A 12,690-nucleotide genomic window follows, 5' to 3' on the forward strand; every position below is an offset into this window, starting at 1 on the left:
GGTGCGGGCTGGCGCCGTTCGGCCCGGCCGCACGATGACGAAGTCGACCCCGGTGCGCTCACGGCGACCGTGGGGGCCCTGGGCGGCCGATCCGCGCCAGTTGCGTCGCCGGCCCGCTGACGGCTCAGCGGCGGGCCGGCGGGGCGAGCGCGGCGATCAGCACTGCCACCATGGTCAGCGCCGCCCCCAGCAGGGTGTTCACCCCGGGGTGCGAGGCCGCCGTGGGGAGGACCAGGTCCAGCAGCACGGCGCCGACGATCTGCCCGGCGATGGTGGCCAGGCCGAGCAGCAGCACACCGGTGAAACGCACGATCGCGGCGGCGATCGCGATGAACACGATGCCGATCGGGCCGCCCAGGTAGAGCCACGGCTCGGACGGCAGATGGCCACCGGGCCAGCCGCGTACGACGATGTCGATCGCGAACGCGACCAGCAGGGTGACAGTGCCGACGGCGAAGTTGACGAGCGTGGCGGTCAACGCGCTGTCGGCCGCCGCCCGGACCCGACCGTTGACGGCCTGCTGCCAGGCGATGCCCACCCCGGCGAGCAGCGGCAGCAGAGCCAGCGCCAGTGCGCCCGGGTCGCCCAGTCGGTCACCGACCGCCAGGCAGACCGCCAACACGGTGAGCACCGCGCCGGCCAGCCGCTGCCGGGTGACCGGCTGCCGGCCGGTGGGCCCGATCCCGGCCCGATCCACGGCAAGGCTGCTGCCGGTCTGGCCGGCCACCACCGCCACGGTGAAGACCGCCACGCCCAACGTGCCGATGGTGAGCCCTTGAGTGGCCACCAGGAACGCCCCGCACATGCCACCGAGGCACTGCCACGGCCGCAACGCGCCCGTCCGCAGGGCCCGCCGGGTCGCGGCCAGCCCGCGCCGGCCACCAGGGGTCGCGGGCACCAGCACCAGCAGCACCAGCAGGCCGAGGCCGAACGACACCACCGCGGCGGCGAAACCGTCCTCGAGGCGTACCCCCAGCTCGCCGTTGATCCGCGACTGCACCGCCACCGCGACCCCGGAGGCCGACGCGAGCGCGACGCCGGTGATCCGACGGGCGGCCGACAGGGTCTGCGGGGTCGCCGTGTCGGTGGCTGTCACTCCTGTTCAGCCAGCGGTCGACCATCGAAGTCGACAGCGGAGTAGAGCGCCAGCTTCTCCAGCCGGTGGTACGAGTCGATCACCCGGATGGTGCCGCTCTTCGAGCGCATCACGATCGACTGGGTGTACGCCCCGCCCGCCCGGTACCGCACGCCGCGCAGCAGGTCGCCGGAGGTGACCCCGGTCGCCACGAAGAAGCAGTTGTCGCCGGTGACGAGATCATCGGTGCCCAGCACCCGGTCCAGGTCGTGCCCGGCGGCGATCGCCTTCTCCCGCTCCTGCTCGTCGCGCGGCCAGAGCTTGGCCTGCATCGCACCGCCCATGCACTTGAGCGCGCACGCGGAGATGATGCCCTCCGGGGTGCCGCCGATGCCCATCAGCACGTCCACGTCCGACTCGCCCCGGGCGGCGGCGATGGAGCCGGCGATGTCGCCGTCGGAGATGAACCGGATACCCGCCCCGGCCCGGCGGATCTGCGTGACCAGGTCGTCGTGGCGGCTGCGGTCCAGCACGCAGACCGTCACCTCGGAGACGTCGGTGCCCTTGACCTTGGCGATCCGGCGCAGGTTCTCCGCCACCCCGGCGTTGATGTCGATCACGTCGGCGTACGCGGGCCCGACGGCGAGCTTCTCCATGTAGAACACGGCGCTGGGGTCGAACATCGCACCCCGCTCGGAGACGGCGAGCACCGCCACGGCGTTCGGCATGCCCTTGCTCATCAGGGTGGTGCCGTCCACCGGGTCGACGGCGACGTCCACCTCCGGGCCCGTGCCGTCGCCGACATGTTCGCCGTTGAAGAGCATCGGGGCGTTGTCCTTCTCGCCCTCGCCGATCACCACCACACCGCGCATCTGGATCGAGTTGATCAGCTTGCGCATCGCGTCGACAGCTGCTCCGTCGCCGCCCTCCTTGTCGCCCCGACCGACCCACCGGCCGGCGGCCATCGCCGCGGCCTCGGTGACCCGGACCAGGTCGAGGGCAAGGTTACGGTCGAGATCCTGTGGGATCCGCGTCCTGGTGTTCGTCATGACGGCTACTCCTCCTCGCGACGGTGCGGGGACGACCGGCCGCGGGGAGGCCCCCACCGCCAGCTTTGTCGCTGATCCTCACACGATGGCCGACGGGGCGTCGGCGCGGGGCGGTGATGGCCCGGATACCGCCGGTCGGGCGGCTGCGAAGATAGCGGGGTGGAACCCGCACAGCCAGCCGACCGCGTACCCGCCGACCGCACGCCGCCCGACGGTCAGCCGCCGGCCGACGTCCCCGCCGGTGGTGAGCCCGCCGCGACCGATCCGACCCCGACCCCGCCGCCAGCGGCGGCGGCCGGCAAGTCCGAGCGGTCGCCGAAGGACATGGCGATCTCGTTGCTGGTGCTGCTCGTCCCGATCGCGCTCCTGCTGGCGTTCTACCGGGGATTCCTCGGCGGCGACCAGGCCACCACCGTCGATCCGGCGCCCGCGATCGAGCAGGCCCGGTCGGCGAACGTCTTCCCGGTGAGCCAGCCGCAGGGGCTCGGTTCCGACTGGAAGACGGTCAGCGCCCGCTACCAGACCGTCGAGAACGGCGCGAACCTGCGACTCGGCTACCTCACCCCGGAGGGGCGCGGCGTCCAACTGCTGCAGAGCAGCGTCCCGGCGGATCGTCTGCTCCCCGCTGAGCTGACCAGCCAGGGCCAGCCGCAGGGCCCCACCGAGCTGGCCGGGCGCACCTGGCAGCTCTACACCGCGCGGGGCAACCAACAGGCGCTGGTCCTGCTGGAGCCGACCCGCACGGTGATCGTCGTCGGCGACGCCCGGGACAACGAACTACGCGAACTGGCCGGCTCACTGCGCTGAGGGGACCTCGGCGGTCGATGGACCCGCCGGCGTCGAATCTGGGCAACCAGCCCGAAGGGTGATTGTCCGACGCCTCGACAGGGAACAAGGAGGGGGTGATCCGGGCGCGCTGCTCGGCCCGGATCGCGCGACGCAGCCGACGGTGCTGCTGCGTCGCCCGGTTTCCGGCGCCGTCCAGGTCGTCGGGTGACCCCCTTGGGAGACACGTATGACTGTTCGACGACTTGGCGCCGGCCTGGTAGCCGCCGCTCTGATCACGCCCGCACTGGCCGCCTGCGCCAGCGGAACCGGCACCACCGGCTCGACGCCGTCCCCGACGGTGACGGCGTCCGGCACGGCGAGCCCGTCCGGTGCCCCGGTGGCGGGCGACGCCAAGCAGGCCCTGCTCGACTCCACCAAGGAGATCAGCAACGGGAACTTCCGGTTCACGCTGGCCGGCGCCGGCTCGACGGCGGAGGGGCTGGTGCACCAGCCGAGCCAGAGCGCGGCGTTGAAGATCGCCATCGGTGGTCCCTCGTCCGACCTGGCGATGAAACTCGACGTGATCCACTACAAGCCGGACAGCTGGGTCAAGCTGGAGCTGACCGGCCCCACCGCCAACAGCCTGCCCGCCATCAAGCAGCTCAACCTCGGCAAGTACCAGCACCTGGACCAGAACCGGATCAAGGGCAACCGCAACCTCGGCTTCGACTTCGACAAGGTCGACCCGGCCGGCAGCGCGGTGCTCACCCAGGGCATCACCGAGGTCCGCAGCACCGGCACCGGCACGTACGCCGGCACCATCGACGTCACCAAGGCCGCCGAGGCGGGCTCGTTGAACGCCGCCACGATCGCCGCGCTCGGCACCCAGGCGAAGACCGTCCCGTTCACCGCGAAGGTGGACCCGCAGGGCCGGCTCAGTGAGCTGGTGCTGCAACTGCCGGCCGCCGGGCAGACCGCCGCCCAGGAGATCAAGATGACGTACTCCGACTACGGTGCCGCCACCGCCGCGCAGAAGCCGCCGGCGGACCAGGTCGTCGAGGCGCCGGCCGAGCTGTACAGCCTGTTCAACTGACCTGCCCCGGTGGGGCGGCTCCGGCCGCCCCACCGGCGGTCAGGAAGCTGGTTCCTGCCGGGCGGCGTCGATCCGCGCCCGCGCACCATCCAGCCAGCGTTGACAGATCACCGCCAGCGCCTCGCCGCGCTCCCAGAGCGCCAGCGACTCCTCCAGGGACGTGCCGCCGGCCTCCAGCCGCTCCACCACCGAGGCCAGCTCGGCGCGGGCCTGCTCGTAACTGAGCCGCTCGTCCGGCCCGGCCTTCGTGTCGTCAGTCATCGCGTTCATCTCAGCACACCCCTCCCCGCTGCGGCGCGTCGCCACTCAGCCATCGACTGTGGCGGCCAGCTCGCCGTCGGCCAGGCGTACCCGCAGCGGGTCGCCCTTGCCGACCTCCGCCGCCGCGCGGACCACCTGGCCGTCCGCGCGTTGCACGATCGCGTACCCCCGGTCGAGGGTGGCGGCGGGGGACAGGGCGCGCAGCCGCGCGAGGGTGTGCCGCAGGTCATCCTCGGCGGCGGTGAGCCGGTGCTCCAGGCATCGGCCGGCCCGCTGCCGCAACGCGGTCAGCTCGGTCGCCCGGTGCTCCACCATCACCTGCGGCCGGGCCAGCACCGGCCGGGACCGCAGCCCGTCGAGCCGGTGTGTCTCCCGGTCGACCAGGTTGCGCACCGCCCGTTCGAGGCGGTGTCGGGCCTGACCGATGAGGCGTACCTCCTCGGTGAGGTCGGGGACGACCCGCTTGGCCGCGTCGGTCGGGGTGGAGGCGCGGACGTCGGCCACGTAGTCGATCAGTGGCGCGTCCGTCTCGTGGCCGATCGCGCTGACCACCGGCGTACGACAGCCGAACACCGCGCGGCAGAGCGCCTCGTCGGAGAAGGGCAGCAGGTCCTCGATGCCGCCGCCACCCCGGGCGATGATGATCACATCGATGCTCGGGTCGGCGTCCAGCACCTTGAGCGCGTCGACGATCTGCGGGACCGCCGACGGGCCCTGCACTGCCACGTTGACCGTCCGGAACTCGACCGCCGGCCAGCGCCGTCGGGCGTTGGTCAGCACGTCCCGTTCGGCCGCCGAGGCGCGACCGGTGATGAGCCCGATCCGGCCGGGCAGGAAGGGCAGCCGACGCTTGCGGGCGCGGTCGAAGAGTCCTTCGGCGGCGAGCAGCTTCTTGAGCTTCTCCAGCCGGGCCAGCAGCTCGCCGAGGCCCACCTGGCGGATCTCGTCGGCGCGCAGGCTCAGCGTGCCCCGGGCGGCGTAGAACTCCGGCTTGGCGTGCAGCACCACGCGGGCGCCTTCGCGCAGCTCGGGTGCGCCGGCGTCCAGGACGTCCCGGTTGGTGGTGACGGTGAGGCTCAGGTCGGCCGACGGGTCGCGCAGGGTGAGGAAGACGGTGCTGGCTCCGGGGCGACGGCTGATCTGCGCCACCTGCCCGTCCACCCACACCCAGCCCAGTTTGGCGATCCAGGCCCCCACCTTCTGGCTGACCACCCGTACCGGCCAGGGCTCCTCAGCGCTGCTGGCCCCGCCGCCCCCCACCCGCCCGTCTCCGCTCACCCGCCCACCCTACGGACCCTCCCGGTGATCAAGAGGTTTGCGTCAGTGCTGGGCGCGTTTTTGACGCAAACCTCTTGATCACCGGGGCTCTGGGCGGGTCGCGGCCCACTGCCGGTGGGAAAGCCGGCACGTACGATGGGGTGGTGACTGAGGCTCAGGCGACTCACCGGACCGGCAAGCGCGTGCTCCTGGCCAAGCCCCGCGGCTACTGCGCGGGTGTCGACCGCGCGGTGCAGACCGTGGAGGAGGCGCTGAAGCTCTACGGTGCCCCCATCTACGTGCGCAAGCAGATCGTGCACAACAAGCACGTGGTGCAGACCCTGGAGGCCCAGGGCGCGATCTTCGTGGAGGAGAACGAGGAGGTGCCCGAGGGCGCCACCGTCATCTTCTCCGCGCACGGCGTGGCGCCGGAGGTGTACGAGCAGGCCAAGGCGCGTTCGCTGAAGGCGATCGACGCGACCTGCCCGCTGGTCACCAAGGTGCACCACGAGGCGCGGCGCTTCGCGGCCGAGGACTACGACATCCTGCTCATCGGCCACGAGGGGCACGAGGAGGTCATCGGCACCGCCGGTGAGGCCCCCGCGCACATCCAGCTGGTGGACGGCCCGGACGACGCCGACAAGATCACCGTACGTGATCCGGAGAAGGTGGTCTGGCTCTCCCAGACCACGCTCTCGGTCGACGAGACGCTGGAGACGGTGGCCCGGCTCAAGAAGCGGCTGCCGCTGTTGCAGTCCCCGCCCAGTGACGACATCTGCTACGCCACCTCCAACCGGCAGCACGTGGTCAAGGAGATCGCCGCCGACTGTGACGTGGTGATCGTCGTCGGCTCGACGAACTCCTCCAACTCGGTGCGCCTGGTCGAGGTTGCCCTGGACGCCGGCGCCCGCGCCGGTCACCTGGTCGACTTCGCGCACGAGATCGACGACGCCTGGCTGGAGGGCGCCACCACCGTCGGCCTGACCTCGGGCGCGAGCGTCCCGGACGACCTGGTCCAGGAGGTGCTGGTCCACCTCGCCGCGCGCGGTTTCGCCGACGTGGAGGAGATCACCACCGCCAACGAACGGCTCACGTTCTCGCTGCCGCAGGAGCTGAAGCGGGACATGAAGGCCGCTGCGGCGCGCGGCTGAACACGGGAACGAACTCGGGTCGGCGTACGTCAGATTCGGCATGAGGACTCTTCGGTTCGCCGTCCCCGCGCTTGCTGTCTGCGTGGCGCTGAGCGCCTGCGGCAACCAGGGCGGGGTGGGCGGCACACCAACCCCCACCCCGACGGGAGCGCAGCCGGTGACCAGCCAGCCCACCCCTACGCCCGACCCGACCGCCTCGCCGGAGACCGTCACCCCCACCGCGCGACCCGGGGTGAAGACTCCGAAACCGGGCGGCCCGAGCACGCCGCCGGGCGTCGGGGCAACCACGGTGAGCGGCACCGTGCAGGGCGGTGTGGAGCCCGGGTGCGTACTGCTCGGCGAATACCTGCTGCTCGGTGGCCCGCGTGACGTGCTGACCCCGGGCGCGCGGGTCGAGGTCACCGGTCGGGTGGAGCCCGGCATGATGACCACCTGCCAGCAGGGCACCCCGTTCGTGGTGGAGAGCGCCCACCGGTCCTGACCACCCACCCTGACACGCGGGAGCCCGCCCCCGGACGTGGGGACGGGCTCCTGCCGTGTTACCAGCGGATCAGTTCACGGTCCCGATGGACACGTTGCCGCGACCCACGATCGCGCCCTCGGACGTGACGATCGCCAGCTCACCGGAGAGCTGACGCCCGTCGGCCGGTACGGCCACCGCGGTCACCGTGCCGGTGATGGTGGCCGACTCGCCGTGCATCAGCGGCACCGCGACGGCCGGGGCGGTGATCGTGCCCAGCGACGCGGACGCGAACGCGTCGTAGTAGTCGTAGGCGGTACTCGTGCCCGGCCCGTCGACCCCGTACGGCTCCACCACGACGCGGTAGGTGCCGGCCGGCGGGTTGTTCAACGTCACCGCCTCCTCCGAGTCGCCGTCGGCGGCCCGACCGACCTCGGTGGCACCCCGGTAGACGAACAGGTCCAGGTCTGCGCCCGCGTTCGCGGGGTTGCCGATCCGGGCGGTGAACGTCGAGGTGCCCGCCGGGATCTCGACGGTCCACTCCTGGTTGGGGCCGCCCTCGGTGATGGTCGGACGCTCGGTGCGGACACCGGTCAGCGCGCCACTGCGGCCGCTGACCGAGACCGGACCGAAGGCGTTGGTGACCTTCCAGCTCACCGGGGTCGGCTCGCCGGCCTCGACGCTGGGCAGCTCGACCAGCGCCGGCTCGACCGTCAGGCCCTGCACCCGCACCTGGAGCTTGAACGGGTTGTTCAGCGCCGGGGACGTGCGCCGCGACTCCACCTCGATCTCCCAGACCCCGGGAAGCGGGTTCTGGTAGTCACGTTCCTGCGGCTTGCAGACGTTGACGTCGGAGAAGTTGGTGTAGCAGACGGTGCTCGTGGTGGCCTCCACCGGCACACCCAGCGGGTTGATCGCGATGAACCGGGTCTGTGAGCCGGTGGCGATCCCCGAGAGGTTCACCTGGAGGGCCTTGGCGCCCTCCGGCACCGTCACGAAGTACGACGTGAAGCCGTTCCGGTCGACCGAGCCCTCGTTGGCGTACGAGAAGCTGGGCTTCTTCACGTCGTTCGAGGCCACCACCACTGTGGACACCTCGAAGTCGACCACGTTGGTGGCCGGGTCGTCGATCCGCATGATCGCCCCGTGCGCACCCTCGGTGGCCGGCTTGGCGGTGACGCTGATGGTGACGGTCTTGTTGAGCGGCAACGCGACGGTCTTCGGTGCCTTGAAGGTGCCGTCGTTGCCCTGGAGCGTGACGTCGTGCCTGATGGTGCCGGCCGGGCCGCTGGTGCGGGTCAGCTTGACCTGGTAGGTCTTGCTCTGGCCGACCCTGTGGCCGCCCTCGGCTGCGGCGCAGCGGTTGTAGACGCCGGTGCCCCGACCCGGGTTCGGCACGAACTTCACACCGTTCCAGATGGTCAGCTGGTTGGCCAGGGGGCTGCAGACCGGCGCGTCGGAGACGTACGACCGGGTTTCGACGCCCTGACGCAGCAGCTGCCAGGCACCCGGCACGTTGACCATGCCGTAGCCCTGCGCGTACGTCGGCACGTCGGCGATCGGCTTGGCGGAGCTGAACAGTGCCCGCCGCAGCGCCGCCGGGCTGACGCCCCGGTCGGTGGCCTTGGCGGCCGACAGCAGCAACGCGCCGGCGCCGGCGGTCTGCGGGGACGCCATCGACGTGCCGTTCAGCATCGCGTAGCCCGGAGGCAGCGCGTATCCGGCCTCGGGGACCGGAGCGCCGAGCTGCCAGGTCGGTGCGGTGGAGATGGCCGAACCGGGGGCGGCGATGTTCGGCTTGAAGCCGCCGTCCTCGCGCGGGCCACGGGAGGAGAAGTTGAACAGGGCGTTCTTCTTCTTGACGACCGAGCCGTAGTTGGCCAGCCAGGTGTCCTTGCTGATGGAGGCGGCAACGCTGATCACGTTGCTGGCCACCGACGGGTCGCCGACGGTGTTGAGACCCGGGCCGGAGTTGCCGGCCGAGATGACCAACTGCACGCCGTACGTCTCGATCAGTTCGTTGTAGAGGTTCGTCCGCGCGTTGTTGCCGTCGTTCAGGCCCGGCAGGCCACCGATCGACATGTTGACGATGTCGACGCCACGGTTGGCCACCAGGTCGATCATGCCGGTGGTGAGGGCCGCCGCGGTGCAGCCGCCGCCCCAGGAGCAGGCCCGGGCGGAGACCAGCTTGGCGCCGGGCGCGGCGCCGTCGAAGGCCCCGTTGCCGAGCATGTCGTTGGCGGCGGTGATGCCGGCGACGTGGGTGCCGTGGGTGCTCTCGACGATGCCGATGTTGACGTAGTCGTAGGTGCCCGGCAGCCCGATCGGCGTGGTGTTCACGTTCTTGCGGAACTCGACGACGAAGGGCTGCCGCTCGGCGACCGGCGTCGCCGGGTTGTCGGTGCCGAAGTAGCCGATGTCGTACTTCTCCTTGTACGGCCGCATGATCGGGTCGTCGGTGAAGTTGAGGTTCTGGTTGGCGTCCACCCAGATGTTGTTGGTGGCCGGGTCGTAGAGCACACCCCAGGTGTCGGTCGTGTCGCCGTCACGGTTGACGTCACCCCGGGCGTCGCTGTTGGTGGTCACCGACTCGCTGAACAGGTTGAACCGGTACGCGCCGGCCGGCGCCGTCCAGGTGCCACCGGCGATGGTGAACGACGGGCCGGCGACCTCGGCCTGCATCCGCCGCCAGGTGCCGTCCTCCAGCGGGTCGGTGGCGGTGACCCAGTCGACGATCTTGCGCTCGCCGGTGGTGGTCTGCTGCAGGGCCGGGTGGGCCAGGTCCACGCCGGAGTCCATGATGCCGATCGTGACGCCCCGGCCGTCCCACTCCGGGTGGGCCGCGGTGAACGCCACCGCGCCGGTCTCGTTCGTCGGCATGTACGGGTTGTCGGCCGGGGTGGTCGCTCCCGGCGCCCCGACGGTGGCCTGCCGAGCGCCAGCGGTGCCGGTGGTGGTGCGCTCCGGGGTCGGGTCCGGCAGTTGGATGACCTCGTCCAGGTCGACGGCCGAGACGCCGGGCAGCCGCGCCGCCTTGAGAACGCTGTCGGTCGGGACCTTGGCCAGCACGAAGCCGACCCGGTCCTGCCGCTGGCTGACCGTCCCGCCGAGCTTGGTCAGGCTGTCGGCGACGTCCCCTGCCTCACCCTTCTCGGTGGCGACGATCAGGGTGACCGTCGGGGCCTTCTTGGCGCGGGCCTCGCCGAGCAGTTTGGCGTCGTGCGCGCCCAGCGTCTCGGCGGCGGTGGCCGGGGAAGCGTCAGGTGTGGTGGCGGGAGCGGCGGCCGCGGTGGCGGCACCGCCGACGGCGGTCGCGGCGCTCGCCGCCAGGACCGACGCGAAGAGCGCGGCTGAGGTGCGCCGGCTCAGGTTTCGGAGTCTGCTCACGTTCTCTTTACCTCCAGAGAACAGGGCCCCTCAGAGAAGGGCGCTCGGGTGAGCAGAATCTTTCGTGGTATCGATGAACACTGTCACTACCGGTCAGTCCCTTGTGACCACTTCGTGACATGAGGGCACACGCACTGTCACATAGCCGGTGAGCGGGCCTCGACCTCGCCGTCGGTCGGATCGACCAACTCGGGTGCCTGCGGCTGCCGGGGCGTCAGCTCGACCTGGGCCGGCGTGGCCAACTCGTCGTCCGAGACGCCCAACTCGGCGAGCTTGCGGGCGCTGACCAGCACCCGGGCCTCCAGCGAGCCGACCGCCCGGTTGTAGGCGGTCACCGCGCCCGCCAACGAGGACCCGAGCTTGCCCACGTGATCGCCCAGGGTGGACAACCGGCCGTACAGCTCCCGGGCGAGGGTGTGCACCGCGAGCGCGTTGCGGGCCAGTGCCTCCTGCCGCCAGGAGTAGGCGACAGTGCGGAGCAGTGCGACGAGCGTGGCCGGCGTGGCCAGCACCACGTTGCGGGTGAACGCGTGCTCCAGCAGCGTCGGGTCACGCTGGAGCGCGACGTCGAGGAACGGGTCGGCGGGGACGAACAGCACCACGAACTCGGGTGCGCTGTCGAACGCCGACCAGTAGGACTTGGCCGCCAACGCGTCCACGTGCCCCCGCAGGTGCCGCGCGTGCGCGTCGAGGTGGGTGTCCCGGCCACGCTCGTCGCGGGCCTCCATGGCGGTCAGGTACGCGTCGAACGGCGCCTTGGCGTCCACCACCACCGAGCGGCCACCGTGCAGTCGGACCACCAGATCCGGGCGGACGACCTGCTGGTCGGTGGCGGCGGTGACCTGCTCGGAGAAGTCGCAGTGCTCCAGCATGCCGGCAGCCTCGACGATCCGGCGCAGCTGGTGCTCGCCCCAGCGGCCCCGCACCTGCGGTGCGCGCAGCGCCGCCACCAGCTGCTTCGTCTCGGTGCGCAGCTCACCGGAGACCGCGTTCATCGAGCGGACCTGCTCACGCAGCTCGGCGTACGCGTCGACCCGGTCGTGCTCCAGCTCGGCCACCCGCTGCTCGTAGCGGCGCAGGGTGTCGTGCAGCGGCGCGACCGCCCGGGCCACCGCCTCCTGGGACTGCGCGGTGGCTTCGTAGCTCAACGCCCGCATGGACTGCTCCAGCCGGCCCTCGCCCTCCCGGGTGGCGGCCAGGGTGGCGTCGAGGCGGGCGATGTCGGCCGCCGAGCGGGACCGGGCCGCGAGCCAGCCCACCGCCCCGCCGACACCGAGGCACACGATCACCAGGAGCAGCGTCGAGACGTCCATCACCGGAGCTTGCCAGACGGATATGACGTGACACCCGGGGGTACGTTCGATGACATGGAACTTGTGCTCTGCCTCGCCGTTGTGCTGGTCGGCGCGCTGGGCGCAGCCGCGCTCATCCGCGCCCAGGCCGGTGCCCGCCGGCGCACCGAGCTCGGCGACGCCCGCGCGGAGGCGCAGCGGTGGTACGAGCGCCTCGGCGGCCAGTTGATGAACCTGCACGGCGACGACCCGGCGGTGCGCCAGGCGCTGGCCGACGCCGGTGAGCGGTACAACGCGGCGGGCTCCCAACTGGAGCAGGCGTCCACGCCGCACCAGTTCGCGCTGGTCCGGGAGACCGCGCTGGAGGGGTTGGCGTACATCCGGGCGGCGCGTACGGCGTTGGGCATCGACCCGGGCCCCGAACTGCCGACCCTGGCCGCCGCCCGGGGCGTGGGGCAGCTCACCAAGGAGCGCGAGGTCGACGTGCAGGGGCAGACCTTCCGGGCCGGGCCGCAACCCGGCCGGGAAACGCCCTACTACTACCCCGGTGGGCGTTATCAGGGCCGTCCGGTGCCCGCCGGCTGGTATTCGACGCCGTGGTGGAAGACGGCGCTGGGCGCCGGCGCCGGCGTGCTCGGCGGCATCCTGATCGCCGACGCGCTCTTCTCGCCCGCCTTCGCCGACCCCGGGTACGGCTACGACGCCGGCTACCAGGAGGGCTTCGGTGACGGCGTCGACCAGGGCGGCGACCAGGACTTCGGTGGCGGCGACCAGGGTGGGGACTTCGGCGGGGACTACGCCGGCGGGGACTTCGGCGGTGGGGACTTCGGCGGCGGCTTCGGCGGCGGTGACTTCGGGGGCGGCGACTTCTGAGCGTCGTCCGCAGACCCACGAAAC

The 12,690-nt window shown here is 71.8% G+C and carries 11 protein-coding genes; 5 read left to right on the forward strand and 6 right to left on the reverse strand.

Translation table 11 applies throughout. The features are described from left to right. Positions 1–124: 124 nt before the first annotated feature. Together AB0C03_RS18990 and glpX are read right to left on the reverse strand one after the other, a co-directional pair. Entirely contained in the window at positions 125–1,096 is a 972-nt protein-coding gene (locus AB0C03_RS18990; protein ID WP_307857874.1) for a DMT family transporter, read from the reverse strand. Continuing rightward, the gene (gene glpX / locus AB0C03_RS18995; protein ID WP_030328833.1) at positions 1,093–2,124 is read right to left on the reverse strand and encodes a class II fructose-bisphosphatase; all 1,032 of its coding nucleotides are present in this window, start codon (positions 2,122–2,124) and stop codon (positions 1,093–1,095) included. Before glpX ends, AB0C03_RS18990 begins: the two co-directional genes overlap by 4 nt. A 159-nt stretch (positions 2,125–2,283) precedes the next feature. On the opposite strand from glpX, the gene AB0C03_RS19000 reads away from it, so the two are divergent. Together AB0C03_RS19000 and AB0C03_RS19005 are read left to right on the forward strand one after the other, a co-directional pair. Continuing rightward, positions 2,284–2,931 carry a DUF4245 domain-containing protein gene (locus AB0C03_RS19000; protein ID WP_030328831.1) on the forward strand — a complete coding sequence of 216 codons (648 nt, stop codon included), beginning with the start codon at positions 2,284–2,286 and terminating at the stop codon, positions 2,929–2,931. Between the two features lie 208 nt (positions 2,932–3,139). Beyond that, the gene (locus tag AB0C03_RS19005) at positions 3,140–3,985 is read left to right on the forward strand and encodes a hypothetical protein (RefSeq protein WP_030328829.1); all 846 of its coding nucleotides are present in this window, start codon (positions 3,140–3,142) and stop codon (positions 3,983–3,985) included. Positions 3,986–4,024: 39 nt separating this feature from the next. Here the strand turns inward: AB0C03_RS19005 and AB0C03_RS19010 are convergent, their stop codons facing one another. Further along, positions 4,025–4,246, reverse strand: a complete 222-nt coding sequence (locus AB0C03_RS19010; RefSeq protein WP_030328827.1) for an exodeoxyribonuclease VII small subunit — start codon at positions 4,244–4,246, stop codon at positions 4,025–4,027. A 45-nt stretch (positions 4,247–4,291) separates the two neighbouring features. Further along, positions 4,292–5,524, reverse strand: a complete 1,233-nt coding sequence (gene xseA, locus AB0C03_RS19015; RefSeq protein ID WP_245233528.1) for an exodeoxyribonuclease VII large subunit — start codon at positions 5,522–5,524, stop codon at positions 4,292–4,294. 143 nt (positions 5,525–5,667) lie between these two features. Here xseA and AB0C03_RS19020 point away from each other — a divergent pair, with 143 nt between their 5' ends. Then, positions 5,668–6,654: a 4-hydroxy-3-methylbut-2-enyl diphosphate reductase gene (locus AB0C03_RS19020; RefSeq protein ID WP_124770510.1), complete on the forward strand. Its 987-nt coding sequence runs from the start codon at positions 5,668–5,670 to the stop codon at positions 6,652–6,654. A 40-nt stretch (positions 6,655–6,694) separates the two neighbouring features. After that, positions 6,695–7,135 carry a hypothetical protein gene (locus AB0C03_RS19025; RefSeq protein ID WP_357638114.1) on the forward strand — a complete coding sequence of 147 codons (441 nt, stop codon included), beginning with the start codon at positions 6,695–6,697 and terminating at the stop codon, positions 7,133–7,135. A gap of 69 nt (positions 7,136–7,204) precedes the next feature. Here the strand turns inward: AB0C03_RS19025 and AB0C03_RS19030 are convergent, their stop codons facing one another. Further along, entirely contained in the window at positions 7,205–10,501 is a 3,297-nt protein-coding gene (locus AB0C03_RS19030) for a S8 family serine peptidase (protein ID WP_357638116.1), read from the reverse strand. 137 nt (positions 10,502–10,638) lie between these two features. Continuing rightward, positions 10,639–11,814, reverse strand: coding sequence for a DNA recombination protein RmuC (locus tag AB0C03_RS19035; RefSeq protein WP_357638118.1), 1,176 nt, complete (start codon positions 11,812–11,814; stop codon positions 10,639–10,641). A gap of 54 nt (positions 11,815–11,868) precedes the next feature. Here AB0C03_RS19035 and AB0C03_RS19040 point away from each other — a divergent pair, with 54 nt between their 5' ends. After that, complete coding sequence (locus AB0C03_RS19040) at positions 11,869–12,666, forward strand: hypothetical protein (protein WP_357638120.1); 798 nt, start codon at positions 11,869–11,871, stop codon at positions 12,664–12,666. The last annotated feature ends 24 nt before the right edge of the window (positions 12,667–12,690 follow it).

Origin of the sequence: Micromonospora parva (assembly GCF_040649675.1) — a bacterium.
Lineage (GTDB): Bacteria > Actinomycetota > Actinomycetes > Mycobacteriales > Micromonosporaceae > Micromonospora > Micromonospora parva.

What these genes read in the sequence shown, in the direction of transcription:
- AB0C03_RS19040 (WP_357638120.1), top strand. Translation starts at nt 11,869, where the DNA reads ATGGAACTTGTGCTCTGCCTCGCCGTTGTGCTGGTCGGCGCGCTGGGC.
- glpX (WP_030328833.1), bottom strand. Translation starts at nt 2,124, where the DNA reads ATGACGAACACCAGGACGCGGATCCCACAGGATCTCGACCGTAACCTT.
- AB0C03_RS19010 (WP_030328827.1), bottom strand. Translation starts at nt 4,246, where the DNA reads ATGACTGACGACACGAAGGCCGGGCCGGACGAGCGGCTCAGTTACGAG.
- AB0C03_RS19005 (WP_030328829.1), top strand. Translation starts at nt 3,140, where the DNA reads ATGACTGTTCGACGACTTGGCGCCGGCCTGGTAGCCGCCGCTCTGATC.
- AB0C03_RS19035 (WP_357638118.1), bottom strand. Translation starts at nt 11,814, where the DNA reads ATGGACGTCTCGACGCTGCTCCTGGTGATCGTGTGCCTCGGTGTCGGC.
- AB0C03_RS19025 (WP_357638114.1), top strand. Translation starts at nt 6,695, where the DNA reads ATGAGGACTCTTCGGTTCGCCGTCCCCGCGCTTGCTGTCTGCGTGGCG.